The sequence below is a fragment of the bacterium genome (assembly GCA_021372615.1).
GTDB lineage: Bacteria > Armatimonadota > Zipacnadia > Zipacnadales > UBA11051 > JAJFUB01.
The window spans coordinates 1-24,970 of record JAJFUB010000160.1; the positions used below are offsets into that span (position 1 = coordinate 1).

Here is a 24,970-nt window from a genome sequence, read left to right on the forward strand (position 1 = left end):
GTGACCGCTCCCACAACGGTTCCTGTCTCATGTGCGTTCGGCGTGGGAGCGGTCACCGACCGCGACCTGCCCGTTCCTAACCCACTTCCCACACCACCAGCCCGCGAAAGTCGAAGCTGAAGTCAATGACCTGGCCGCCGGACTGTTGCAGCGCCCTGCGGACGGCGCCCTCGCGATCCGGCTGGGACAGGAACAGCATGCAGCCGCCGCCGCCCGCCCCGCACACTTTGCCGGCCATGGCCCCGGCCCCGAGGGCAACTTCGCGCAGCTCCTGCAGCTTCGGCGTGACGACCCCCTCGGCCAGTTGCCGCCGGGCGTGCCACTCCTCGTCCATCAGCTCGCCGAACCACTGCAGATCGGCCGCCAGCAGCGCCCGCTGCATGTCCTGCGCTACGCGCTTGACGGTGCGCATGGCGCCGCCCACCACCGGGTCGCCGCTCTCGTAGGCCGCGATCATCTTCTGGTTGGTGCTGCCTGACAGGCGCGACTGGCCCGAGTAGCACAGCACCAGGTGCTTCTCCAGGTCGCAGACGACGGCGGGCGACAGTTCCAGCGGCTCAATGGCCACCTGGTCCTCGCCGGTGAACTCCATGTAGTTGAAGCCGCCGACCGCGGCCGCGTACTGGTCCTGCTTGCCGCCGACGATGCCGAGGTCTTTCTCCAGGTTGCAGGCCAGTTCCGCCAGCTCGAAGCGGCTCAGGCGCGACCGGCGGCGGGCGGGGTCGCTGGCCCGCATGTGGTCCAGCAGCCCCAGCAGGGCCACGCCGATCGAGGCCGAGGAGCCCGTGCCGGAGCCCGGCGGGGCGTCCGAGCGGACGCTGATGTCCAGGCCCGAGGGCAAGTCCAGCGCGCGGACGGCGGCCTTCAGCAGGTCGAGGTTGCCGTCGAACTCCAGTTCCTTGATGGTGGCAGCCTCGACGTACTGCTCCAAGTCCTGCGAGTGGATCTTCACGCCGTTGACGCCGCCCTGATGCAGGGTACAATACGCATGGCGGTCAATGGCGGCGCTCAGGACAGCGCCCCCTTCGCGGCTGCTGAAGGCATATAGGTCAGTCGTCCCCCCCGCGAAGTCCACGCGGGTAGGCGTGCGGCTGCGGATCGGCATAGACAGCCCTCGTTTCTGCCGGGCTTGTTCCACGGCACAGAGGCTGTGACCTGCCCGAGATGAAGGGTTCCCGGCGGCGCAGGGGGAAGATGAGACGCTGTCTCGCCGTCTCTGGGCGTCGTGGCCAAGGCGCAGTCAGTCGGGGTCGGTGACCCCTCGTACACCATCGCCGCGATCGGGCGAGGCCGCCCGAACACCCAGGCCTGCAGAAAGAACCGGGCCTGCACGAGCGGTCACCGACCGCGAACTCTCAACTCTCAACTCCATGCCTACCATACATGTCCTCCCCGAGAACCTGGCCAACCGCATCGCCGCCGGCGAGGTGGTCGAACGCCCGGCGAGTGTCGTCAAGGAACTCGTCGAGAACGCCATTGACGCCGGGGCCAGCCGCATTGAGGTAGAGCTGCGCGAGGGCGGGAGGCGGCTCATCCGGGTCGTGGATGACGGCTGCGGCATGGCCGCTGAAGACCTCCTGATGGCCGTGCAGCGCTTCGCGACCAGCAAGATCGCTGAAGCCGACGACCTCGACCGCATCCTGACGATGGGCTTCCGCGGGGAAGCGCTCCCCAGCATTGGCGCCGTGGCGCAGTTGCGCCTGACCAGTCGCCCGCATGATGCCTCCGAGGGGGCGACGCTGACCGTCGAGGGGGGAAGGGTGGATGGGCCGAGCGCGGCCGGCTGCCCGCCCGGGACGACCATCGAGGTCAGCAACATCTTCTACAATACGCCCGCGCGCCTGAAGTTCCTCGCCACCACCGCCACCGAGCGCGGGCACTGCCTGGAGTGGGTGCAGCATCTGGCGCTGGCGCGGCCGGACATCGCCTTCAAGGTCGTGCACGACGGCCAGACGCTGTTCACCAGCGCCGGCCACGGCGACTTGTTGTCGGTCCTGGCGGGCATCTACGGCAGCGGGGCGGCCCGGGAGTTCCTGCCGGTCGAGGCGAAGACTGAGAGCCTGCGCCTGCGGGGGTACATCTCCGGCCCGAAGCTCACCCGCGCCACCCGCACCCACCAGTTCTTCTTCGTCAACCACCGCTTCGTGCGCAGCCGCCAGCTCAGCCACGCCCTCGGCGAGGCCTACGGCTTGCTCCTGCCGGGCGGCAAGAACCCCCTGTGCGCCGTCCACTTCCAGCTTGCGCCCGAGGAAGTGGACCCCAATGTGCACCCCACGAAGATCGAGATACGGTTCCGCAACCAGGCACGGGTGCACCAGGCCTTTGGCGCGGCGTGCGCTGAGGCCCTGGCCGCGGCGGGATTCCGGTCCCTCACCCCCGGGGTCGGTGTCGTTTCCCCTCCCTTCAGGGAGGGGGCAGGGGGTGGGACGCCGTTCGCGGCCGATCTCGAACAGCGGCAGCGTCTCCGCGCCCAGCGCCTGCGCGTGAACCCCTTCGCCGATGCCATAGACCAGCGAGACGACGGCCTGGAGGTCTTCACTCCGCCCGAGCCCGAGGAGAGCAAGCCGCCGGGCACACAGCAGCGCCTGATGGACGAGCCGCCGCCGCTGCTGCAGCCCGAGGTGCTCGGGCAGATGGGTAACAAGTACCTCGTGGCGCGGCTGGGGCGGGACTTGCTGCTGGTGGATCAGCACCGCGCGGCGGAGCGCGTATTGCTGCATGCCCTGGAGCAGGCGGAGGGGCCCGTGGCGCGGCAACTGTTGGCGGTGCCGCTGACGCTGGAGTTGTCGGCCCAGGAAGCGGCGGCGGTGGAGACGCACGCGGAGGAGTTGCTGGCCCTCGGGTTCGAGCTGGAGCCCTTCGGCCCCAGTGCGGTGCTGCTACGGTCGGTGCCGGCGGCGCTGACGGGCCAGCCGTACGAGGTGGCCGTGCGAGACCTGATCGAGGACCTGGCCAACTGGCAGACCCCGGCCTCCGTCGAGAAGCGCCGCCAGCAACTGCTGGCCATGGTCGCCTGCCACACGGCGATCAAGAAGGGCACGAGCCTGTCGCCCGACGAGATGCGCAACCTCGTGCGCGACCTGCTGCAGACCAACGCCCCGGCCGTCTGCCCCCATGGCGACCCGATCATCATCTCGATGACGGGCGAGCAACTCGACCGGCGGTTCCGTCGGTAGAGGCTACTCGCATTCCCACGGGAAGCGACCCCTGACCTGCCCCCGACTACTGCGGAATGCCGTGGAAGCGCAAGCTGGAGGTGTAGCCGCGCAGGGCGGCCGACCGGCCGACCCACTTGGCGTGGCCATCGAGGAAGACGACGTTGGAGCCATCGTTGTGGCGCGGCGCGGCCACGAGGGCGTTACCGGACGACGTGGCATCGAAGAGCGCGGTCGTCTCGGAGGGGTACGGTATCGAGGCGAGGGTGGCGACGTCGGCCATCGTCGGCGCCCCACCGGCCCAGGTAGGGACGCGGTAGGCGAACACGGCCGGTGTGAAGGCGTAGCTGGGCGGGCCGAGGGGCTGGCCGAGGTTCGGGGCGTAGCTGTAGCGCCCAAGCCCGTAGGTCGTGTAGTTGATGGAGCCGCTGCCGTCGGAGGGACACAGGCGCAGTTGGGTGTTCTTGACGTACGGGGCGAGCAGCTCGAAGACTGTGACCAATGTGCCGGGGCTGCCCTCGCCGATGGCCGGGGGGAGCGTCTCGTCATAGTCCTGGACGTACATCTGGACGGCCGAGCCCCACTGCTTGAGGTTGCTCAGGCACGACGACTGCCGCGCCTTCTCTCGGGCTTTGGCGAAGACAGGGAAGAGGATGGCGGCCAGGATCGCGATGATCGCGATGACCACGAGCAGCTCAATGAGTGTGAAGCCACGGGGGCGCATGTTGGGCATGATGACAGTCCCCTGCCCGCTGTCCATCCTTCCCCTCCTGGATACCCCTACGTCCTGTCCCCGCCGTTCGTAGTCTACCCACACCAGTCGCACACGAACCGGTACAGCACCTCCACCGCCTTCGCCACGTCCGCCACCTTGATCTGCTCCGTATTGCTGTGCGCGACCGCGAGGTTGCCCGGGCCGATCCAGCACGTCGGGATGCGGAGTTGGTTGTTGTACATCCACGCATCCGCCGACGCCGTCATGGCCGACACCTTCGTCTCCACCCCGGACGCCTCCAGCGCCGCGCTCAGGGCTCCCACCAGCGCATGGTCCGGCGCGATGACGCTGGCATCGTGGCGGTAGGTGAAGTCAACCTCGAAGTGCTCGGCCAGCCATGCATCGCCGCAGTCGCGGATGGCGTCCCGCAGCTCCTGCATGACCTGCTCCTTGGTCCGGTCGGGCAGGATGCCCAGCACACCGCGGAAGACGCACTTCTGTGGGGCCTGGGCGGGCCAGTCGCCGGCCTCGAGCTGGCCGATGGTCAGCGGCGCCGGGTTCTCGAACTGGTCGAACAGCGGGTATTTCCCGCGGCTCTCGGCGATGCAGCGGTCGTGGTACGCGGTGAAGACCTCGATGGCCCGGATGGCCTTCAGCAGCGCGCTCACGGTCCCGCCGGGCTTGCCTGAGTGGCCGGACTGCCCGTACACGGTCGCCTCGAACCACACCGCGCCACGGATCTGCGGGTAGAGCGTGAAGTCCGAGGGCTCGAAGACGAGCGCCGCGTCGGCCGTGTCGCCGGTCTTGCGCACCATCGTCACGGTCCCGTTGCCCCCGACCTCCTCCTCGATCACGAGGTGGCCGATGACGTTCCCCTTCAGACCGGGTTTGAGGTCGTGCAGGGCCTTCATCAGGAAGTACATCGTCGCGATCTGCCCCTTGGCGTCGCACGCCCCGCGCCCGAACAGCACGCCATCGCGCAGTTGCGGCTCGAAGGGCTGTTCCTGCATCGAGGAGGGCGGGACGACGTCCATGTGGGTGTTCATCAAGAGCGACTTTCCACCGCCGGCCCCCCGCATCGCCACGCGGACATTGGGCCGGTCGGTGTAGTCGAGGCCCTTGACGGGGCAGGAGTAGTCCGGGTCGTCCCGCAGGCTGTTGTCATTGGGTACGAAATCGCACTCATCACAGAACCCCTGTATATGCGCGTGCAGGTACTCCGCCACGGGCTTCTCATGGCCGACCGTGGAGGGGAAGGCGATGAGGTCGGAGAGGACCTGCGTGATCTCGGGGATGAGGGACTGGGTGTAGGTCGTGATGTCGGACATGCAATCGTGCCTTTCTGGATGAACGTCCCGGCGGCCCCTGCGGGGTGCGCCTACCAACGACGGGCGAGAGGGGAGAGGGGCGCCGCGCCCCGTGGGCTGCCGCCCACGGCTACGTACGGTGGCCCGCTTCGCGGGCAAACGGCCAGAGGCCACACTATGTTACTGCCAACCCCGGACGTGCCTTGCCGGCAGTCGTTGTCGTCCGGCGCCGAAGGCGCCCGCGTTTGTAGCCGGCGGCGGAAGCCGCCGGAACGAGGCCACGCCATATCCCCCGGCGCCCTGAAGGGGCCGCCGGACTCGGGAGCCGCTCCTCCTGCCGCCACGGCGCGGGCTGGAAAGCCCGCGCTCCTACGGCGCCAGTACCAGCCAATCCATGTTCAGCAACCCGCCCAGGCACATCATCTGCAGCGTGTGCGTGCCGGCCTTCAGGTCCAGCGTCTCGGGCGTCTGGAAGACCCGCCATTCCTCCGGCGTCGCGCCGAAGCCCTTCGTCGTGTCGAAGCGGAAGGTGCGGAACTCGCTGCCGAGGGGCTTGTCGTCCAGCGTGATGAGCCGGGTGGCCTGCGGCTCGTGGGTCGCGGCCTTGTAGTATAGCCGATAGCGCCCGTCTTGGGGGACCTTGATCTGCCACTGTACCCACTGGCCCGGCGCGGTCCAGTTGCCCAGACCCATGCCGCCGGACAGGAAGGGGCGGTTGGTGTAGCGACTGAGGCTGCCGTTCCCGGCCTGCGCGTAGTCCTCCGCCTCCAGCTTGATCGCCCCCGGCAGCTTCTCCACGTCGCCCTCAGCCGCGACCGTCACGACCGGCTGGTCGCTCCGCAACAGCTTCTCATATGACAGGCTGATCGGCCCCGCCTTGTCACTGCGGATGTCGAGGGCATTGGTGTCACCCAGCCAGGCCATCCGCCCCGGCTGCGGCGACTGGTTGTTCACGAGCACCTGCGCTCCCTCGGGCGCCTGAACCTGCGCCAGGCGCACCGGCTGGCCGGGACCTGAGAAGCTGCCCCAGGTGAGCGCCCCGCCCGTCCACTTGTGCATGGCCTGCAGGCTCTGGGGCAGGGCCTGGCCGTCGAGCGTCACCTTCACCGGCGGCGCGGCCGCCTGCTCGGCCTCCGGGTTGACGCGCAGCACGTGCTCGCCGGCAGGCAGCGTCAGGGCGAGCTTCTCCTGGGCCCAGCGGTACTTGCCGCCCGCGAGGGGCTTGCCATCCAGCGTGACCTGCTTGACGGCCTCCCGCACGCGTAGCTCCACCGGCGTATCCGTCGGCGCTTGGAAGAAGACATTGGCGACCTGCGCGGTGGCGTTGTCCTTGCCGCGCAGCTCCAGTGTCGCCGTGATCGGCTTGTCGGCTCCGAGCAACTGGAACTCGCCCTGGGCGTCCTTGAGATTGAAGTAGCGGCCGTCAATGACGCTGGCGACGGCGCCCGTCGTCCATGGGCCGACGACCGAGGCGTTGAATCCGCCCTTCCCCAGCCAGGCGGTCATGACGCCCCCCGGCGTCGGGGTCGTGCCCCACGCCACGAGCAGCAGGTCGTTCTCGAACTGCGCCTTGACCTCCAGGTCCGCCTCCGGCTCGCTGAGCGGCGCCGGGCGGATGAAGGTGATGAAGCGTATCTGCTTCGCCTTCTCCGTCGTGGTCGCCGTCGTGTGCCACTCGTTGGCCAGCTTGCGCACCGAGGGCGGGGTGAACTGGTCGGTCTGCTCGAGCTTCAGGCCCTGCGGGACGAGGAACTTCACCAGGCAGCGGGCGTTGCCGCGGGTGACGACGACCTCCTGCTTGTCGGGCCGCAGTTGCATCTGCTGCTCGGCGTGCAGGCACCAGGTGAAGGTGCTCTCCGTGGGGGCCTCCAGGTCGTCAATGATGAGGAAGCCGCTCGGGCGCAGGTACAGAATGTGGCGCTGGAACTTCGTCAGCTTCCCCTTGTAGGCCACGGTAGCGTCGCCGAGGGCGTAGTCCACCGCCGGGCTAGTGAAGTGACGCAGAACCTGCCCCTTGGCGGTCATGTCGAAGATCGGCTGGCCCTCGCCATTGACCAGAATGTCGTTGTGGGCCTTCGTCTGCCGCGTGTAGCCCACGTCGTGGTCGCTGCCATACCAGTCGTAGTAGCCGCTGTCTATCAGCAGCGGCTCGCCATAGGCGTAGAGCACGAAGCTGTTCTGATCGGCATGGGAGTGGTTGTACGAGCCATAGGGCGAGCTCTTGAACATCAGCATGACATCGTTGGGGTCCGACAGGTCCGAGTGCATCGCCACCCAGCCGATGTCAGGGAAGAACCAGCCCTGCGGCACATCGGCTGGCGGCTTGACTGGCACCGTGTCGTCATGCCAGAAGTAGCTGTAGAGCCCGAAGTCGAGCGTATAGGGCAAGCTCCTGGCATACCACTGGAAGTACGGGCTGCGGTACTCGGTGGCGTAGCGCGCCAGGTTGCTCTGGTCGGTGCTGTCGGGAGGGCCATGGTTGCCGTCGCCGAAGTGGTGGCGGTCACACCACGGCGGGTGCATGGTCAGCTTGTACCAGCCGTTGTTGCGGCAATAGGCCTTGTCATACATGTTCAGGCCCGTGGCGCTCTTGAGCGCATCGAAGAACACCCAGGCGAAGTGCTGGCTCCACTTCCAGTAGCCCACCCCCTGGCTCCAGCCGCCCTCCTCGCCGCCCCACGGGGGGAAAACCGCCGGGTAGGTGGCGGCCACGAACTTGAACCAGCCGTCGGCCTCCGCGGTCTCGTGGGCCAGGGCGATGGCGATGATCCCCAGATAGCCATACGCTGTGATGCCGTGGGAGTCATAGGGGTATTGAACGATGGAGCGGGCGTCGGTGAAGTCCTTGTACAGCGTCCGCGCCCGCACGAGGATCGCCTCGCGGATGGTCTGGCGCTGCTCCGGTGTCATCACGCCATAACACCAGTCATAGGCCGTGGCGGTCATCCAGGCGATGTCGCGGAAGACCTGGTCCTGGTTCTTGTATGACGTGACCCCCAGCTGGTCCCAGGTCGCCATCTCCATCATCTGGGCGATGGCCTTGTCGGCGTACTTGCGGTCGCCGCTGAGCAGATAGCCGAAGGCGAGGTCCTGCAGGCGGGCGTTGATGCTCCCGACGTAGCTCCGCAGTTTGTTGCCGGCCTGGATGTCATCGTCGGTCAGGGGCTTGCCACTCGTCCGGGCGCCCATGAGCCAGTCGCTCGGCGGCTCCTTCTCGACGGGCTTGTCCAGCCAGTTCTGCAGCCGCCCCTGGAAGCGGGCCCACCAGTCCTTCTTGGGGCCCTGCAGGGCCGCCCGGAAGGCCGCGAGCGTCGCCGCCGTGGCGAAGACCCGCGGGTGGCCCTGGGGGATGCGGGCCAGCAGTTCCTCAGGCGGCGGCACCGGGAACGGGGTGGCCGCCGCCGTCACCGCAAAAGGGCGCGCGGCGCTCCATTCCGAAGCCGCCCCGGCCCCGTCCACGTAGCGCATCCGCCAGTACCACGTCCCGTTCGCCAGCGTGGCGCGATGGCTGTAGACATTGTACGGCGTCTGGGCTATGGCCGTCTGCCCGGCGGGGAACTGCGGGGCGCGACTGAGCGCGAACTCATACCTCTTGGCGCCCGGCTGCGGGGGCCAACTGAAGTCCGGCGGGTTCTGCAGCACCACGCGCCCCTCGGCAGGCCGCCACGGCATCATCAGCGCATCATCCGCCTGCGTCTGCTTCGGTGTGTACTCCTTGAGCATCTCCAGGCTCACGTCGTCATACCACAGGGGCCCCTCGCCCTTCTGGTACAGGATGACCTCCAGCCGCACCTGAGGGGCCTGCAGAGCCGCTTCGGTGGCCGGGGCGTCGAAGGTGAGTTCGGTCCAGTCGGCCTTCGGCGTCTCGATTGCGAAATCGCGCTGGCCGTAGGTGTCCATCTCGACCACGACGCCGGGCACCGGCCGGTAGCGCAGGATCCCGGCGGCCTTGCCGGAGCCCTTGTACCACACATGGACGCGCACGGCCTTCGGCGTGGCGATGGGCGTGCTGACCTGCAGGATGGCCGCCCGGTCCGCCGCGCCCGGCTGGCCGAGCATCTTCATCGAGGCCTGGCCGGTGTGGGCCACGGTCGCGTCGCGGGATAGCTCGAAGCCTTGCCCGTGGATGGCCTTGCTCCAGCCGTCAGGTTGCCCATCGCTGTCGGCATCCGTCTCGAAGGAGGCGTTGACAAGCTGCCCGGGAGGTGCGGTTGGCGCGGCGGCCGGAGCCGCCGGGGGCGGTGGCGGCACCGGGCCCTTCGGGAAGGAGCCGGCCTTGAACCAGGCGTCATCGGCCCAGGCCGTGCCGGGCTTGCCCTGGGCCGTCTGGACGACGATGACGAGCAGCGCTCCGGTGGCCTCCGCAGGCTTCGTCCCCACGCACGAGATCTCCGTCCAGTCCTGCTTGCCCGTCAGGAGGGGCGACGGGTTCTCGTTGCGGACGGTGTCGTTGCCCGTGCGCCACTGGATGTAGACATGGGCGCTGCTGCCGGCAGGCAGGTCGGTCTTGAGCCAGCAGCCGAAGGTGAACTGGCCGGCGCCCGCCACCGGCACAAGCTGGCTGACGGTGCAGCGACTGGCAGGCGCGCAGTCCACCCACAGCGCGCCCTCGCCGGCATGCTTGACGCCCGTATCCACGGACGTCTGGGCCGTGCCGTTGGATACATAGCGGGACCAGCCGTCGGGCAGGCCGTCCTTGTTGGCGTCCACTTCGAGCCCGGCGTTGGTGAGCGCCAGGGGCTGCTGGGCGAACGCGAGGCTCAGCGCGAAGAGAGGAACGAGGATCGGGGTGATGCGTTGCATGGTCTGGGTCCTTTCACGGCGGCCCCTGCGGGGCGCAGAGGCGATATGGCGCCCTGTTCCCGTGGGCTGCCGCCCACGGCTACATACGTTGGCCCCCTGCGGGGGCAGACGGCACGGCCCCCCTGTGTCTGCGGGAGGAGACGACCAAGCGTCAACTGCCCCTCGCCTGTCGTTGGCCGTTCGGCCCGAAGGGCCCGACGTGCGTAGCCGTGGGCGGCAGCCCACGGTCGTCGGCGCCCACCCACTGGCGGCGCCCTGCAGGGGCCGCCGTGCTCCCATCCCGCCTCATCGTCCCCTCGTCAGCCACTCCACCACCTCGTTCGGCTCCGCCAGCCACACCTCGTCTCCGCCCACCCGTCGTACGGTCTCAAAGCGCTGCTCCAGCTCCTCCAGCGTGCAGTCCTTGGCCTCGTGCGCGGGCTTGCCCGGGAGGGGGCAGTGGCAGTAGTCAATGACCCAGCCACCCAGGTCACGCGCCTGGTGGAGCCGCTTGTACGGGTCGAAGGCCGAGAAGAACGGGCCGGGATAGCGCGTATGGATCGGCACACGGCCCAGGGCCATCAGGTCCGTCTCCGACGTGTTCACCATGTCGGTGATCGTCATGATGGCACGGTAGCCTGCCGCCGCTGCCACCTGCAGCGCCGCCGGATAGCTGTCGTTGTTCCCCGGCACGCAGAACATCGTCACCGGCCGCCCGAGCGCCTGCTCCAGCGTGGCTCGCGCCTGCGCGACCTCGACGTCGGCGTTGTCCGGGCCGATGGCGGCGTGGGTCATGCCGTGGCAGGAGACCCCCCACCCCTCGGCGCACAGGCCGTCAAGCTCAGCCCGCGAGAGGATCATCCAGCCGTCGAAGCTGCTGCCCGGCACGTCGCGGGGCACGCCGACCTGGCCGGCCACCAGCGCCACATGGCCGGGGACGCCATACTGCCGGTGCAGCGGCACGGCGTGCTCCAGCAGCCTCTGGACGCCCTCGTCGTAGGTGATGGAGTAGACCCAGCGCCTGCCGTTTGGCCATGCCATCGGGGGTCACCGCCGGTCGGAGTTCGGGGCGATTTCTTTCCAGCGCCCGGCATTCCCTCTTCAGAAGGAATCGGCGCCGGCCGGGACCAATTATCCACCTTCTGCGTCAACTACAGAACAGCGCCCCGGCCTAACGGGCGCCGTGATCCATAGGAGGGATCATCATGATCCGCACTGGTCTTGTTGGTTTGGGTTTCATGGGACAGCAGCACTTCGCCATTCATCAGGCCATGGAGGAGCTGCAGCTCGTGGCCATCTGTGACAAGGAGCCCCAGCGCCGGGCGACACAAGTGGAGGCCGTAGGTGGCAACATCGGCGAGGCCCAGACGCTCGATCTGACCGCCCAGGCGCGCTATGCCACCCTCGACGAGCTGCTGGCCCCCGACGGCCTGGACTGCGTGGACATCTGCACCCCGACGTACTTGCACGCGGACATGACCGTCAAGGCCCTCGAGGCCGGCAAGCACGTCATCTGCGAGAAGCCGATGGCCCTGAGCGCCGCCGACTGCCAGCGGATGATTGACGCCGCCCACGCCAACGGCAAGCTCCTGTTCATCGCCCAGTGCATCCGCTTCTGGCCGGCGTACGAGAAGCTGACGGAGATGGTGCAGGGCGGGGCCTTGGGGCGCCTGACCTCGGCCAAGTTCACGCGGCTGTCGCCGACGCCGACTTGGTCGCAGGACAACTGGCTGATGGACAACTCGCTCTCCGGCGGCGCCATCACCGACCTGCACATCCACGATGTGGACTTCATCATCTCGCTGCTCGGCCGGCCGGACAGCCTCTCGGCCCAGGCGGCCAACCGGGGCAGCAGCGGCGAGCCGGTGGACCACGCCCTCACTCAGTACTTCTACGACGGCTGCATCTGTGTGGCCGAGGGCGGCTGGGGCTTCCCGTCCACCTTCCCGTTCGAGATGGCCTTCCAGGTTCTGGGCGAGAGAGGCTGCCTGGACTTCTCAACCGCTAAGAGCCCCATGCTGACCTTCTACCCGGCCGCAGGCGAGCCGGTCCACCCGGAAGTCTCCGACGAGACCGGCTACCAGCGGGAATTCGCCTACTTCGTCCAGTGCCTGCAGGCGAACCAGCAGCCCGAGCGCGTGCGGCCCGAGTCCGCGATGGAGTCGGTACGCGTGATCGAGGCGGAGCGGCAGTCGGCGCAGACGGGCCAGCGCGTGGCGCTGTAGAGTGCGCGGGCTTCCCAGCCCGCGTCTTGCCGGTCGTACGAGCACGGAACGGACCACAACCACACAGGGAGGCCTCACATGCAGAACGAAGTCCTGTACCGGCCGTCGTACTCGCTGCTGCGTCTGGTGATGGAGCCCGGGGAAGCTGTACTCGCCGAGTCGGGCGCCATGGTCTCCATGACCCCCAACATCCAGGTTCAGACCCAGGCCCGCGGCGGGATCCTGGGCGGGCTCAAGCGGGCGGTCCTCGGTGGCGAGAGCTTCTTCATCAACACCTTCACCTGCGCCGGCAGCCAGGGGGAGCTGACGCTGGCCCCGAGCCTGCCGGGCGATCTGATCCACGTGCCCATGGCCGGGGGAACCATGATGGTGCAGTCGGGGTCCTTCATAGCGAGTTCCCCGACGGTCAACACCGACACCTCGTGGGCCGGCGCCAAGGGCTTCTTCTCCAAGGAAGGCCTGTTCCTGCTCAAGTGCGAGGGCCAGGGCGACCTGTTCATCTCCAGCTACGGCGCCATCCACATGGTGGAGCTGCCGGCGGGCGCGGGGTACGTGGTAGACACCGGCCACGTCGTGGCCTTCGAGAGCACGATGACCTACAACGTGCGCGGCGTGGGCGGCCTGAAGCAGACGCTGTTCTCGGGTGAAGGGCTCGTCTCCGAGTTCGTCGGCCCGGGGCGGCTCTACATGCAGAGCCGCAGCTTCGAGGCCTTCCTGGGCGTACTCATCCCGAAGCTGCCGAAGCAGTCGAGCGGGTAACGGCAGAGGCGAACGGCGGGAATCGGGAATCGGGAATCGGGAATCGGGTCTTGTGCCGACAAGGGGGTTAGCATGGAGCCGCGATCCATTGCAGATCACAAGGATCTGGATGCCTGGAAGGTCGCGCGGAGCCTGGTCAGCGACGTGTACGTCGCCACTCGCGCCCTGCCTGAAGATGAGCGCTTCGGCCTGACCAGTCAGATGCGCCGGGCTGCGGTCTCCATTCCCTGCAACATCGCCGAGGGGTACGGGCGGGGTGCCAAGCAGGAATACATCCGCTTCCTGCGCATCGCCCGGGGGTCCGCTGCGGAACTGGAAACGCAGATCATGCTCTGCGAGGACCTGGGCTATCGTTTGGACTGCCTGGCCCTCCATGACAGCCTGGCCAGGTGTCGCCAACTCCTGAATGGCCTGCTGCGCTCCCTGCAGTAGACGGCACCAGGCGCACAAGGCCCGGCGGGGCCGAATCCCGAATCCCGAATCCCGCCGTTCGTCGGCATCACTACCTGACAGGGGAGTCCACCCCATGGGCTTTGGGCGAGGACCGGGCGGCCACGGACACGGCCGCGGGCATGGCGGCGGCCCCCACGGCAAGCGCCACCCCGGTGACAAGAGCGAGAACGACCCGCCGCCGCTGAAGATCACCGACCGGCGGATGCTGGCGTGGTTCGGCAAGATCATCGGCCCACGCTGGCCCATCGTGGCTGTTGCCGTGCTGGCCATGGTGATCGGGGCGGTCCTGGACACCCCGGTCCAGGCCTACCTGCTGCGCTACCTCATAGACAAGGGCTTCCTGCTGCGTTGGCCCGCGGCGATCGTCTGGTCCATGGGGATGATCGGCCTGATGTTCCTGGGCACGAACGCCATGAACGCCATCCGCATGAACCTGATGCACGTGCTGGGCCAGCGTCTGCTGTATGAGACGCGCGTGGACACGTACCGGCACCTGACCGAGCTGTCCCTCAGCTACTTCCACCGCAACAAGACCGGCGACATCATGTCGCGGCTGTCCAACGACGTGAACTCCGTCGAGGACATGGTCGTGCACGGTACGGACGAGGTCATCAGCGATGGCCTCCGGGTGCTGCTGAGCGTCGGGACCATGTTCGCGATGAACTGGCACCTGGCGCTGCTGTCCCTGATCCCGCTGCCGGTGTTCCTGGGGGCCATGTACGTCTTCTCGAGGTTCGTGCGCCCGATCTATGGCAAGATCCGGGAAGAGCTGGGAGAGATCAACGCCCAGCTCGAGGAGCGCATCGCGGGGATCCTGGTCATCAAGGCCTTCGCGCGCGAGAGGTACGAGTTCGACAACTTCGAGGGCGCCAGCCGCCAGTACTATGAGGCGAATGTCCGCGCCATCCGCATGTGGGCCAACTTCTTCCCGGCGCTGAGCTTCATCACGTCTGTCGGGATGCTGCTGGTCATGTGGCGCGGGGGCCTGATGCTGAGCGCCGGCGAAAAGGCCGCCACCACCGGCACCATCATGTCCTTCGTGAATCTGCTGCAGGGCTTCTACTGGCGCTTTGGCGGCCTGGTGCGCGTCTACGACCTGTACAACCGCGCCCTGGCGGCCCTGGCGCGCATCTTCCAGGTGCTGGAGGAGAAGCCGGAAGTCGAGGACAAGCCCGACGCCGCCGAACTGCAGGAAGTCCGGGGGCAGGTGGACCTGGAAGGTGTGACCTTCCGCTACCAGACCGGCGACATCGTGCTCAAGGATGTCAACGTCAGCGCCAAGCCGGGAGAGACGATCGCCCTGGTAGGGCGCAGCGGCGCCGGCAAAACCAGCCTCGTCAACCTCATCCCGCGCTTCTACGACCCCCTCGAAGGCATTGTCCGCGTGGACGGGGTAGACGTGCGCGAGGTCACCCAGGGGTCACTGCGCTCGCACATGGCCATGGTGCTGCAGGAGACCTTCCTGTTCAACGGCAGCGTCAGCGAGAACGTGCGCTACGGGCGGCTTGACGCGACCGACGAGGAGGTCCAGGCGGCCTGCGTGGCGGCCCATGCCGATGAGTTCATCCAGGACCTGCCCGAGAAGTACGACACCGAGATCGGCGAGCGCGGCGTGAAGCTGTCGGGCGGGCAGAAGCAGCGCCTGGCCATCGCCCGCGCCCTGCTGGCCGACCCCCGCATTCTCATTCTCGACGAGGCCACCTCGCTGGTGGACACCGAGGCCGAGCAGATCATCCAGAAGGCGCTGGAGAACCTGATGCGGCAGCGAACCACCTTCGTCATCGCCCACCGCCTGTCCACGGTGCGCCAGGCCGACAAGATCATCGTCATTGACGACGGCGCGGTGGTGGAGGAGGCCGACCACGAGACCCTCATGCAGCGGCAGGGCCTGTACGCCGAGATGGTCGAGCGGCAGTTCCGCATCGCTGAGGACTGGGGTCTGCAGGCCGGCGAGGGGATGATCGGGCCCGGGGGGTAGTGGGCCACTGCGGCAGGTGCGGCCATGGCGGCGTCGAAGACGTGCAATGGTTGTTGCCATGCCGCCGCCCTCCGGCGCGGCGCTCAAGGAGGTCATCCTTATGCGACGTGGCTTCACACTCATTGAACTGCTGGTTGTCATCGCGATCATCGCCATACTGGCCGCCATTCTCTTCCCGGTGTTCGCCAAAGCCCGGGAGAAGGCGCGCCAGAGCAGTTGCCTCAACAACACCAAGCAGATGGCCATCGCGTGTCTGCAGTATGCACAGGACTACGACGAAGGCCTGGCGCCGTGGTTCTATGCCGCGCTGGGGACCACGCTCTACTACCCCCGCTTCTATGACCCCTACATCAAGAACGCTCAGGTGTGGACCTGTCCCAGCCGTGCCGGTGGCACGTATTCCGGCTCGGCCTACGTGATGGGCGCGTACCCGCATTACGGCTACTCGTGCCTGATCTGCCAGGCCACGCGCGGCACGGCCTCCGGCAGTTGCCCCAACTGGAATGGGCACAAGATCTCGACGTGGGACAGGCCCGCCGAGACGGTGCTGATGGCCGAGACGTGTGCCGACGACTGGCCTCCGACGCCTGGCCTGGGCCGCACCGACCTGGGGAGCGCCCGCTGCTCCATGAGTACCTGGCTGTCGGGCGGGAACCCCTACTACAACGCCTTCCCCCACAACGAGGGGCGCAACATCGTCCTCGGCGATGGCCATGCGAAGTGGTACAGGCGCTACGGCGACACGAGCCTGAAGTTCAACTGAAGCACCCGCCGCGCCTGTCTCTCCGTCCCCGCCCGCCTCTGGCGAGGCCCCTGCTCCGTCCGCAGGAGCCGGCCAGACGCCTAACGAAGTAGCGCATACGTCATGACGGACCTGAAGCATCAACTCCGCTGTCTGCGGCGCCTGTTGCGCCTGCGCCTGCTGGCGCTCCTGTTGCTGTGCTGGCTGCTCCTGGCCGCCCTGCTGCTCCTCTCCATCGTCGCGATGGCCCACCTCGGTCTGTCCTGCGACCCGTGGCCTGTCCTCGCAGCCACGGTGGCCCTGGCTTTGGCCGGCGTGGTGGTCGCGGTGCTGGCGCGGCGGCTGCGCGACCGCCGGGTCGCGCGGGTCGTGGAGCGCCACTACCCGGCCCTGCGCGAGGCGCTGCTGACCGCCGTGGAGTTGCTGGAGGGGCTGCCGTCGGAAGGGGCGGCCACCAGCCGGCCCGGAGCTGGCTCGCCGCAGTTGGTCCGGGCTGCCATCCGGCAGGCCGAGGAAGCCCTCGCACTCATCCCCCGTCGCTCTGTGCTCGATCTGCACCGTCTGCGACCCCTGCTGATCGCCACACTCGTCGCCACTCTCGTGGCCGGTGGCCTGACCGTCGCTTCGCGCGACGCCCTGGCGGCAATGTCTGTAGGGCGGGGGCCTGTACCCCGCCCCATTGTCGGCGAGATACAAGCCCCCGCCGTACAACGTCCCGCCGAACCCCCGCTGGCCATCCTCGGCCTGCAGATCACGCTGCAACCCCCGGAATACTCTCAGTTGCCACCGAAGACCGTCACCGCCCATCTGGGCAAGCTCGCGGCCCTGCCGGGCACCCGGGTCACGCTGAGCGCGCTGGACCCGCCCCAGGCTGACCTGAAGCTGCAGATCAACGACCGTGGCCGCGTCCTGCGGCCGCAAGACGGGGGGCGGCTGGCGCACGAGTTCACGCTCAGCGGGCCTGCGCGATGGGAACTGACCGCCACCGACGGCCGCCGCGTCCGCCTGTGCCAGGGCACGCTGCGGCTGATCGCCGACAATCCCCCGACGGTCCGCATCCGCGCCCCCGGTCGCGACCTGGTGCTCAAGGAAGCCCGGCCGCTGAAGCTGGACGCCGTGGCGGTGGATGACTACGGGCTGCGAGAGATCGCGTTTGAGTACCGCCTGCCGGGGGAGAAGCGGTGGCGGCGGGTGTGGCTGCCCGCAAGCGGCGTCGTGCAGCACATTCAGTACGAATGGGACCTGCTGCCCCTGAAGCTGCAACCGGGCCAGTCGGTCAGCTACCGCCTTGTCGCCCACGACGACAGCCCCCTGTCGGCTCCTGGCAGCTCCCGCACGTATAAGGTGACGCTGGCGGAGCGCCTTCCGCAGGAGGCCGTGGCACGGCTCCAGCAGGCAGCCGAGGACCAACGCCAGGCCGTCGAGCGCCTGCGCGACGAGGCGGAGGCGATCCGCAAGCAGATTGAGGAGCTGCAGCAGCGCAGCGGGCCGGAGAGCGCCCAGGCCATGGGCGAGCTACAACAGGCCGCCCAGCGGCTGCAGAAGCAGGCCGAGGAGCTGCGGCAGGCCCTGGCGCAGTCCGAGCAGGAGGTGCAGCGGCACGGGGACGCCCTGCCCGAGCTGAGCCGCCGGCTGGCTGAGGCCAACCGCCTGCTGCGCGAGGTGCTCGACACGAAGCTGCAAGAGGCCCTGCGCCAGCTCCAGCAGGCCGCCGCCGCCCGGCAGCAGGCCGCGCCGGCGCTCGAACAGGCCCGCCAGGCTCAGGAGGAGCTGCTGCAGCGGCTCGATCAGCTCCTGGCGCTGCTCAAGCAGGCACAGATGGAGGGGTTGCTGGGCGAGCTGCGCCAGCGGATTGACCTTCTCGCACGGCAGCAGCAGGCACTCATCGAGCGCCGCGAGCAGGCCGAACGCACGGGGCGCGACGCCACGACTGCCCTGAGAGAGCAGGGGCGTGATCAGCAGGATCTGGCCCGCCAGGCCGACGAGACAGAGGCGAAGATGCAGGAGGCCGCCCGGCAGGCGGCAGACCAGGACGAACAGATCGGGCAGAAGCTGCAGGCCCTGGCCGAGCAGATGAAGACCCGCGAGGTGGCGGGGTTGATGCGCCAGGCCGCCGGGGCGCTCAAGCAGGCCCAGCCTGCCCAGGCCGCGCCGCCCCAGCAGCAGGCCCTCCAGGCCCTGCAGGAGCTGAGCGGCGGCCTATCCGGGCTGCAGGCGAGCGTCTACCAGCAGATGCGCCAGGAGTTGACGGGGGCCGCTCTGGAGCTGGCCGAGCGCGCCCTGGCTCTGTCCGAGCGCCAGGAGCGGCTGCGGCGGGACATCGCGCCCCTGGTCGAGCGCTACCCCGAGCAGCTCATCAACTCCAAGCCCGCGCTGGAGCGCCTGGCCCGGCGGCAGGAACTCATCAGCCAGGGCACCCAGCGCCTGACGCAGCGGCTGCAGGAGCTGGCTGGCAAGTCGCCGCTGGTGGACCCGGGGCTGGTGCAGCAGGCCGGAGAGGCTGCCGCCACATCCGTCCAGGCCCAGCGCGACCTGTCCGGGGGCGCGATGGCCGAGGCCCAGGCGGGCCAGGAGCAGACCATGACCACGCTCAACCGCCTGGCAGCCCAGCTTGTGCAGTCCCAGCAGGGCTTCCAGCAGGCCTCGGCCCAGATGGCGCTGCAGGAACTCATGCGGCGGCTGCAGCAACTGGCCCAGCAGCAGCAGGGCCTCAACCAGGCGACCCGTGAGGGCGCCACCGGCGAGCCGCAGGCCGGCGGCCAGTTGGCCGGGCAGCAGGCCGGCATCCGCGAGGGGCTCCAGCAGATGCTGGGGCAACTGCCCGGCGCCGGGCAGCCCATGTCGGGGCTCGGGGAGCAACTGGGGGGCCTGCCGGCGCAGATGGACGAGGTCGAGGAGGACCTGCGGGGCGGGCAGGTCACCCAGCGCACGTACCGCCAGCAGGAGCAGATTCTGCACAAGATGCTGGATGCCCAGCGCTCGCTGTACAACAAGGAGCGGGAGAGCCGCGAGCGGATCGCCGAGGCCCCCCGGCCGTACCGTCCCCCCGCCAGCCCCCCGGCCCTGCGCCCCACGACGCTGCAGCCCCTCCCCCTACGCGCCTCCGGCGGCCCCCGCGAGCTACCCCTGGGCTATGAGGACCTGACGCGCAAGTACTTCGAGGCGTTGGGGAAGACGGGGCAGCGGTAGCGGGCCTACAGACAGGCGAACAGGCCGTGGGTGCCGCCGAGACCGCAAGCGGTCTCACGTGTGCGGCGGGTCCCATGGCTGGTGGCTCTCCCGGCGGCGGGGCCCGTCGCACACGGCGCGACACCCGCCGCCTACCATGATGGGTCGCCGCCCGCCCTAGACGTGGTAGCGCCACGACTGCCAGGGCACGCTGCCGGAGTACGCGTAGTCTCGGCAGTCCCGCACCAGCCCCCTTCGTACCGGGTTGCCCCGGATGTAGGCAATCACCGCGTCAAGTGACTGGTGTGGCTTCATGATCCGTGCATCGAAGCCGCGTTGCCACCGGATCCCCAGCTTCCGCTCCCAGAACCAACGACCAGTGATCTGCTTCAGCTCGACGATGGCCTGCCACACATCGGCGGACTCGAGCATGCCTGAAGCCAGGACATGGGCGTGGTCCGGCATGAAGCAGAAGACGTCGCCTCGACTCGCATGCCTCGGGAGTACACTGCGCAGGACCGCTACGCACTCGTGGGCGACCTCGCCCCCAAGCACGGGACGGCGGTTCTCAACACAGAAGGTGAAGAAGACCGTGCCCACGCCAGCGTAGGCCTCCCGGGGTGGGCGGTGCGGATGGAACGACGACAAGAAGGCCTCGCGGTTCATGTCAGCAGTCCAGACGCTGAGTGTCACGGGTGAAGCCGTGGGTGCCGCGTCGTGTGCGGCGGGCCCCACGGCTGGTGGCTCTCCCGGCGGCGGGTCGGCGATAGGCAGCCGACAAACAGGCCGTGGGCGCCGCCGAGACCGCTTGCGGTCTCACGTGTGCGGCGGGCCCCATGGCTGGCGACACCCCGGCGGCGGGGCCCGTCGCACACGGCGCGACACCCGCCGCCTTACCCCTCTGTCTCCCCCTGGTCGAAGTCCAGGGCCGTGTCCTGGCTCTGGCGCTGCAGCGGGGCGGCCTGGGCGTAGCTGCGGGAGGTGTAGTGCAGCGGCGCGCACTCGATCTGCCGCTTGTGCACCAGCAGGTCCTCGATGGTCAGGATCTGGATGCGGGGGTACTTCTTCGTCTCATCGTAGGGCAGGACATAGAAGCCAGCCGTGGCGGCCTCGTCGCGCATGTCGCGCGTGGGCGGCTGGAGCGTGACGAGCACCCCCAGGGCCGCGTGCTCGCGGTCCACCGTGCCCACCAAGTCGCGGATCGTGCCCGAGTTCACATGCCCGCTCTTCACCTGGATGACCGCATGGGTGTACTGGTCCTTGCCCTTGACCGCCCCCTGGTTGAACGGGATGCGGCCGTCCACGCCCTTGTCCGCCCCCTTCTTCACCTCGATCGGCCGCGCCTTGACCAGCCCCAGCGCCCAGAGCTGGAACTGGTGGCGGTCCTGGTGGGCCAGGGCCTCGGCGTCGGCCACCGACTGCGGCTCGCCGATCACGTCGTACTCCGGCCCGTCGCCCAGCCGCTGCTTCATCAGCGTGATGGCCAGGTGGGTCACGTCAATGCCGATCCAGCGGCGGCCCAGCTTCTCGGCGGCGGCGACGGTGGTGCCGCAGCCGCAAAACGGGTCGAGCACGACCTCGCCGGGGTTGGAGGAGGCGTTGATGATGCGTTCCAGCAGGGCCTCCGGCTTCTGGGTGGGGTAGCCGAGGCGCTCGGCGGCCTGGGGCGATATGGGGGGGACGTCCGTCCATACGTCCTGGAGCTTCCGCCCCGGCATCTCGTCAAGATAGCGCTTGTAGGACGGAACACCGTTCCTGGAGTACACGAGGCGACCTTCGCCCTCCAGGCGTTGCATCGTCTCCTCGCTATAGCCCCAGTAACGGTTCCTCGGCGGCGGTTTGCCCTTCCAGAGAAACGAGCCGCCGGGGTTGTTGGAGGTGACATCCGAGAGGCGGTAGCGACGTCCGGACCCAGGCTCGATGTGCCTGTAGAACGACTGCACGTAGTCCTGGTCGTACGGCATGAACTGGTCGTTCCACGTCCAAGATGCCGACTTCGTATACAGGAAGATGGTGTCATGTACCGGTCCGCATCGTCTCACCTTGGAGTGAGCGCTCGTCCGCTGCCACACGATCTCATTCGCCATGCGCTCTGGCCCAAACACCGCATCCAGCAGCACCTTCAGGTAGTGGCTCGCGGTGGGGTCGCAGTGCAGGTAGAGGCTGCCGGTGGGCTTGAGCACGCGGCGTAGCTCCACCAGGCGCGGGGCCATCATCGTCAGGTACGCCAGCATGGGGTTGGTGCCCAGGAGCCGCTGGAAGGCCATCAGCGCGTCCGCGACCGGTCCGCCCTGGTGCACGGTCTCGTGGAACAGCTCGGCCGCGTCCGCCCAGTGCCAGGTGTCCTCGAAGGCCTGGATCTGCGAGGCAGCCTGCGTGCCGTCCTCTTCCTTGAAGAGCACATTGTAGGAGGCGTTGGAGTTGAACGGCGGGTCGAGGTAGATCAGGTCCACCGTCTCGTCCCTGATGTACCGCCGCAGGATGTCGAGGTTGTCGCCGAAGTACAGCGTGTTCGTCATGGTGTCACCCCCGAAGTCGTTCGGTACAGCGCGGCGACCGACCTCCCGCCCCGCACCGGCCCATCCGGGTGTGTTTGTGGGAGGCGGACACAGAGAAGTAGGAAGTGCCAACGCGCGGGGCCCCCCGCCTACTGCTGGTTCCCGTTGTCCTGCCCGAAGAGGTCCTGGAGGGGGGAGGAGCCGTTGGTCTCAGGCGGCTGCTCGCCGGGCTGCTCGGGCTGCTGCTGGATCTGGGGCATGGGCGGCGACTCGAGCGAGGGCTGGCCCGGTTGGTCGGGCGGCAGTGGCTCGGTGACCGGCGGGGGCGTGTATGCCTCCGGGATCGCCGACGCGTCGTCCTCGAACAGCGGCGGCTGGTCCGGCGGGTGGGGGGCCGGGAAGAGGTTCGGCTGCTGCGGCACCAGCGGCGGGAGCGCGTTCTCGTACCCGAAGATCTCCTCGAGCACGGTCGGCGCATCCGGGTGGGCGAAGCCGGCCTGCGGCTGGCCGTCGGCCGCGACGAGCGGCACTTCCGGGGTGGTCCGCCGCGGCGAGTAGTGCGAGTAGTCGTAGTAGTAGTAATAGTAGTAGTAGTCGGCGGCGCTGAGGCGCAGCTTGTTGAGCACCACGCCCAGGATCGTGCCGCGGGCGTTGCTGATCAGGCGGCACATCTCGTTGAACGCGTCGCGCGTGACTTGCCCCGCCTCGGCCACGAGGATCGTGCGCTCGACCTTCGAGGCCATGATGACCGCATCGGTCAGAACGATGGCCGGGGGCGAGTCGAAGAAGACCACGTCTGCCAGTTCCTGCGACCGCTCGATGACGCGGGTCATCTGCTCGGACTCCAGCAACTCGGCCGGGTTGGGCGGTAGCGGCCCGGTCGGGACGATGCTCAGGCCCGGCACGTCCGTCTCGAAGGCGACATCCGACAGGACCGCTTCACCCACCAGCACGTTGGTCAAGCCACGGTCGGAGGAGATGTTGAAGATGCGGTGCAGGCTGGGACGCCGCAAGTCGGTGTCAATCAGCAGCACCTCCTGCCCCGCCTGCGCGAAGACCGCCGCCAGGTTGGCGGTAGTCATGGTCTTACCCTCACCGGCCCCGGCGCTGGTCACCAGGAAGGTACGGGCCGGATGGTCCACCTGCGCAAAGTGGATGTTGGAGCGCAGCGTACGGTAGGCCTCGGCCGGTGGGCTCTTGGGCGACACGACGGTGATCAGGCCCTGGCTGGGGTCTTCCAGCAGCGGCACCATGCCCAGGAAGGTGACCTCGGTGTAGGCCGCGATGTCCTCGGGGCTGTGCAGCGTGTCGTCGAGGGCCTCCAGGAACAGCGCCAGAGCGACCCCGGCGGCCAGGCCGAGCATCAGTGAGAAGATCAACATGCGGCCGAGCTTCGGGCTGACTTCCGCGGCCACCGCGGCGTGGTCAATCACCTCGGCGTCGGCCTGCTTCATGGCCTCGTTGAGCCGCGCGTTCTCCAGTTGGGCCTGCACGTTCTGGTAGCTGATCTTGGCCAGCTCCACCCGGTCGAGCAGGCGGCGCAGGTGTGCCAGCTTAGCGGGCATCATGTGCTTCTGGGCCTTCAGGCGAGCGACCGTGGCCGTCAGGTTGCGGACGCGCGCCTGTCCTGTCGCCAACTGGCGCTGGGCGGAGACCAGCTCATGCCGCAGGTTCGCCTGCTCGGTCTCGGGCTCAACGCTGGTCTGGGTAATGGTCTCCGGCAGGCGAGCGATCTCTGCCTGTAGCGCCTCGATCTGGTCCTTGAGCTGCTGCACCGCCGGCCAGTTGTCGGTATAGCGGGCGCGGAGCTGCACGAGCTGCATCTGCGCCTGCTGCAGTTGCTCCAGCTTGCCCTGGCGTTCGGGGTTGGGGGCTTCGTGCTTGACCGTGCGGAAGCCGGGCGTGTGGGCTAGCTGCCCCTGGAGCACGGCGATATCCGACTGGACCGCCGCCAGTGAGGTCTGCGCTTCCTCGAGTTGGGCCTCGTACGTGCGGAGTTGCTCCACGGCGCCCCGGGGCTCGTCCTCCGGCATGACGATCCCGATCTGCTCCTGGTAGGCGGCCGCCGCGCCTTGGGCTTCGTCCAACATATCGCGCGCCCGCCGCATGGCCTCGTCCAGGAACTGCTTGGCGGCGGTGGACTCCACCTGGCGCAACTGCAGGCTCTTGCGCACGAATGCCTTGGCGACCTCGTTGGCGAACTCGATGGCGTACCGGTTGTCGCGGTGAACCGCCTCGATGCGCAGCAAGTCGGGCTCGTTGGGGGAGGCGTTGATGCTGGCGGCGATTTCCTGCCCGCTCACGTGGATGTCGTCGCCGGCGGTGCGGTTGGCCAGCTCTTTGGCGGCGGCGTCGGCGCAGTCAATGCTGGCGGCGATGCGGGCCTGGGTCTGAAGGGCGAGGTCCTCGCGCTGGGGGCCCTGCACGTTGGGGTCGCCGACCCAGATGATCGGCTGGCCCTGGCGGCGGATGATGACGACGGCAGAGGCTTTGTAGGTCTTGGGGTAGGAGACGGTATAGAGGCCGCCAATGACCATGGCCGCCAGGGCGACCATGATGACGAACCACTTGCGCTTGGTTAGGATGCGCAGGTAGTCGCGGGCATCGAAACGCCTGAGGACTGTTTCCATGATCTAATTCTGCGAGTCGTATCGGATGCGCCCAAAAACCCGACACGGATGAGGCGAAAGTGCCGCGACCACAGCCATGGCGAATAGTGTGAATTATAGAGTGGTTTGGAGGCAAGTGTCAACGTCCGCACCAGTGTTTTCCGCTTCGTGTCACCTGGAGCCCAGGGACGGGCAATGGTGGCACTGAGCTTGCCAGGGGCGGGGCGCCGCAGTACAATTGCGCTATCAGCCTCGTCTCGGAGGTGCGGTATGTGCTGGCGGATCCTGGCGCTTGCCATGGTGCTCGTGTTGGTCATGTTGCTCCTCGGCTCGTGCGCCGGCAGCAACTCAGACGACGGCAGCGACGATGGCGGTGACGACGGTGGTGGTAGTGGCGGCGGAGACGACGGCGGCGGAGACGATGGCGGCGGCGGCAGCGACGATGGCGGCCCGCCTCCTCCCCCGGTTGTCTGACCCCGGAGCACGTCCTGCGCGCCCGGCGCCTCAAAGGTGCCGGGCGTTTGCGTTGGCACGGGAAGGAAACGCCCGGTGCGGGTCGAACCGCTAGCCCGGCAAGCT

Annotated in this window: 16 protein-coding genes; 8 read left to right on the forward strand and 8 right to left on the reverse strand. The window is 68.3% G+C overall.

Going from position 1 to position 24,970, the window contains the following annotated elements:
- Positions 1–76 precede the first annotated feature (76 nt).
- The gene (locus LLH23_22545; protein ID MCE5241254.1) at positions 77–1,105 is read right to left on the reverse strand and encodes a GHMP kinase; all 1,029 of its coding nucleotides are present in this window, start codon (positions 1,103–1,105) and stop codon (positions 77–79) included.
- Positions 1,106–1,370: 265 nt separating this feature from the next.
- On the opposite strand from LLH23_22545, the gene mutL reads away from it, so the two are divergent.
- Complete coding sequence (mutL, locus tag LLH23_22550) at positions 1,371–3,176, forward strand: DNA mismatch repair endonuclease MutL (protein ID MCE5241255.1); 1,806 nt, start codon at positions 1,371–1,373, stop codon at positions 3,174–3,176.
- Positions 3,177–3,222: 46 nt separating this feature from the next.
- On the opposite strand, the gene LLH23_22555 is transcribed toward mutL, so the two are convergent.
- The 4 genes from LLH23_22555 to LLH23_22570 form a co-directional block, all read right to left on the reverse strand.
- Positions 3,223–3,915 (reverse strand): prepilin-type N-terminal cleavage/methylation domain-containing protein, encoded by a 693-nt coding sequence (locus LLH23_22555; protein ID MCE5241256.1) that lies wholly within the window; start codon positions 3,913–3,915, stop codon positions 3,223–3,225.
- Between the two features lie 47 nt (positions 3,916–3,962).
- Positions 3,963–5,198 (reverse strand): M20/M25/M40 family metallo-hydrolase, encoded by a 1,236-nt coding sequence (locus tag LLH23_22560; protein ID MCE5241257.1) that lies wholly within the window; start codon positions 5,196–5,198, stop codon positions 3,963–3,965.
- 348 nt (positions 5,199–5,546) lie between these two features.
- A complete protein-coding gene (locus LLH23_22565) occupies positions 5,547–9,980 on the reverse strand; it encodes a DUF4962 domain-containing protein (protein ID MCE5241258.1) in 4,434 nt (1,477 codons plus the stop codon).
- A gap of 285 nt (positions 9,981–10,265) precedes the next feature.
- Positions 10,266–11,000 carry a polysaccharide deacetylase family protein gene (locus LLH23_22570; protein ID MCE5241259.1) on the reverse strand — a complete coding sequence of 245 codons (735 nt, stop codon included), beginning with the start codon at positions 10,998–11,000 and terminating at the stop codon, positions 10,266–10,268.
- A 164-nt stretch (positions 11,001–11,164) separates the two neighbouring features.
- Here LLH23_22570 and LLH23_22575 point away from each other — a divergent pair, with 164 nt between their 5' ends.
- The 6 genes from LLH23_22575 (at position 11,165) to LLH23_22600 (ending at position 19,305) form a co-directional block, all read left to right on the forward strand.
- Complete coding sequence (locus LLH23_22575; protein MCE5241260.1) at positions 11,165–12,184, forward strand: Gfo/Idh/MocA family oxidoreductase; 1,020 nt, start codon at positions 11,165–11,167, stop codon at positions 12,182–12,184.
- A 78-nt stretch (positions 12,185–12,262) separates the two neighbouring features.
- Positions 12,263–12,943 carry a TIGR00266 family protein gene (locus LLH23_22580; protein ID MCE5241261.1) on the forward strand — a complete coding sequence of 227 codons (681 nt, stop codon included), beginning with the start codon at positions 12,263–12,265 and terminating at the stop codon, positions 12,941–12,943.
- A 72-nt stretch (positions 12,944–13,015) separates the two neighbouring features.
- Positions 13,016–13,375 carry a four helix bundle protein gene (locus LLH23_22585; protein ID MCE5241262.1) on the forward strand — a complete coding sequence of 120 codons (360 nt, stop codon included), beginning with the start codon at positions 13,016–13,018 and terminating at the stop codon, positions 13,373–13,375.
- Between the two features lie 94 nt (positions 13,376–13,469).
- Positions 13,470–15,374, forward strand: a complete 1,905-nt coding sequence (locus LLH23_22590) for an ABC transporter ATP-binding protein/permease (protein ID MCE5241263.1) — start codon at positions 13,470–13,472, stop codon at positions 15,372–15,374.
- Positions 15,375–15,474: 100 nt separating this feature from the next.
- Complete coding sequence (locus LLH23_22595) at positions 15,475–16,137, forward strand: DUF1559 domain-containing protein (protein ID MCE5241264.1); 663 nt, start codon at positions 15,475–15,477, stop codon at positions 16,135–16,137.
- A 102-nt stretch (positions 16,138–16,239) separates the two neighbouring features.
- A complete protein-coding gene (locus tag LLH23_22600) occupies positions 16,240–19,305 on the forward strand; it encodes a hypothetical protein (GenBank protein MCE5241265.1) in 3,066 nt (1,021 codons plus the stop codon).
- A 156-nt stretch (positions 19,306–19,461) separates the two neighbouring features.
- On the opposite strand, the gene LLH23_22605 is transcribed toward LLH23_22600, so the two are convergent.
- The 3 genes from LLH23_22605 to LLH23_22615 all read right to left on the reverse strand — a co-directional run bounded on the left by LLH23_22605 (position 19,462) and on the right by LLH23_22615 (position 24,412).
- Positions 19,462–19,950 carry a transposase gene (locus LLH23_22605; protein ID MCE5241266.1) on the reverse strand — a complete coding sequence of 163 codons (489 nt, stop codon included), beginning with the start codon at positions 19,948–19,950 and terminating at the stop codon, positions 19,462–19,464.
- Between the two features lie 227 nt (positions 19,951–20,177).
- Positions 20,178–21,803: a restriction endonuclease gene (locus LLH23_22610; protein MCE5241267.1), complete on the reverse strand. Its 1,626-nt coding sequence runs from the start codon at positions 21,801–21,803 to the stop codon at positions 20,178–20,180.
- Positions 21,804–21,931: 128 nt separating this feature from the next.
- Positions 21,932–24,412 (reverse strand): polysaccharide biosynthesis tyrosine autokinase, encoded by a 2,481-nt coding sequence (locus LLH23_22615; protein MCE5241268.1) that lies wholly within the window; start codon positions 24,410–24,412, stop codon positions 21,932–21,934.
- Positions 24,413–24,661: 249 nt separating this feature from the next.
- Here LLH23_22615 and LLH23_22620 point away from each other — a divergent pair, with 249 nt between their 5' ends.
- Positions 24,662–24,865 (forward strand): hypothetical protein, encoded by a 204-nt coding sequence (locus LLH23_22620; GenBank protein MCE5241269.1) that lies wholly within the window; start codon positions 24,662–24,664, stop codon positions 24,863–24,865.
- Positions 24,866–24,970: the final 105 nt, after the last annotated feature.

What these genes read in the sequence shown, in the direction of transcription:
- LLH23_22545 (MCE5241254.1), bottom strand. Translation starts at nt 1,105, where the DNA reads ATGCCGATCCGCAGCCGCACGCCTACCCGCGTGGACTTCGCGGGGGGG.
- mutL (MCE5241255.1), top strand. Translation starts at nt 1,371, where the DNA reads ATGCCTACCATACATGTCCTCCCCGAGAACCTGGCCAACCGCATCGCC.
- LLH23_22555 (MCE5241256.1), bottom strand. Translation starts at nt 3,915, where the DNA reads ATGGACAGCGGGCAGGGGACTGTCATCATGCCCAACATGCGCCCCCGT.
- LLH23_22560 (MCE5241257.1), bottom strand. Translation starts at nt 5,198, where the DNA reads ATGTCCGACATCACGACCTACACCCAGTCCCTCATCCCCGAGATCACG.
- LLH23_22565 (MCE5241258.1), bottom strand. Translation starts at nt 9,980, where the DNA reads ATGCAACGCATCACCCCGATCCTCGTTCCTCTCTTCGCGCTGAGCCTC.
- LLH23_22570 (MCE5241259.1), bottom strand. Translation starts at nt 11,000, where the DNA reads ATGGCATGGCCAAACGGCAGGCGCTGGGTCTACTCCATCACCTACGAC.
- LLH23_22575 (MCE5241260.1), top strand. Translation starts at nt 11,165, where the DNA reads ATGATCCGCACTGGTCTTGTTGGTTTGGGTTTCATGGGACAGCAGCAC.
- LLH23_22580 (MCE5241261.1), top strand. Translation starts at nt 12,263, where the DNA reads ATGCAGAACGAAGTCCTGTACCGGCCGTCGTACTCGCTGCTGCGTCTG.
- LLH23_22585 (MCE5241262.1), top strand. Translation starts at nt 13,016, where the DNA reads ATGGAGCCGCGATCCATTGCAGATCACAAGGATCTGGATGCCTGGAAG.
- LLH23_22590 (MCE5241263.1), top strand. Translation starts at nt 13,470, where the DNA reads ATGGGCTTTGGGCGAGGACCGGGCGGCCACGGACACGGCCGCGGGCAT.
- LLH23_22595 (MCE5241264.1), top strand. Translation starts at nt 15,475, where the DNA reads ATGCGACGTGGCTTCACACTCATTGAACTGCTGGTTGTCATCGCGATC.
- LLH23_22600 (MCE5241265.1), top strand. Translation starts at nt 16,240, where the DNA reads ATGACGGACCTGAAGCATCAACTCCGCTGTCTGCGGCGCCTGTTGCGC.
- LLH23_22605 (MCE5241266.1), bottom strand. Translation starts at nt 19,950, where the DNA reads ATGAACCGCGAGGCCTTCTTGTCGTCGTTCCATCCGCACCGCCCACCC.
- LLH23_22610 (MCE5241267.1), bottom strand. Translation starts at nt 21,803, where the DNA reads ATGACGAACACGCTGTACTTCGGCGACAACCTCGACATCCTGCGGCGG.
- LLH23_22615 (MCE5241268.1), bottom strand. Translation starts at nt 24,412, where the DNA reads ATGGAAACAGTCCTCAGGCGTTTCGATGCCCGCGACTACCTGCGCATC.
- LLH23_22620 (MCE5241269.1), top strand. Translation starts at nt 24,662, where the DNA reads ATGTGCTGGCGGATCCTGGCGCTTGCCATGGTGCTCGTGTTGGTCATG.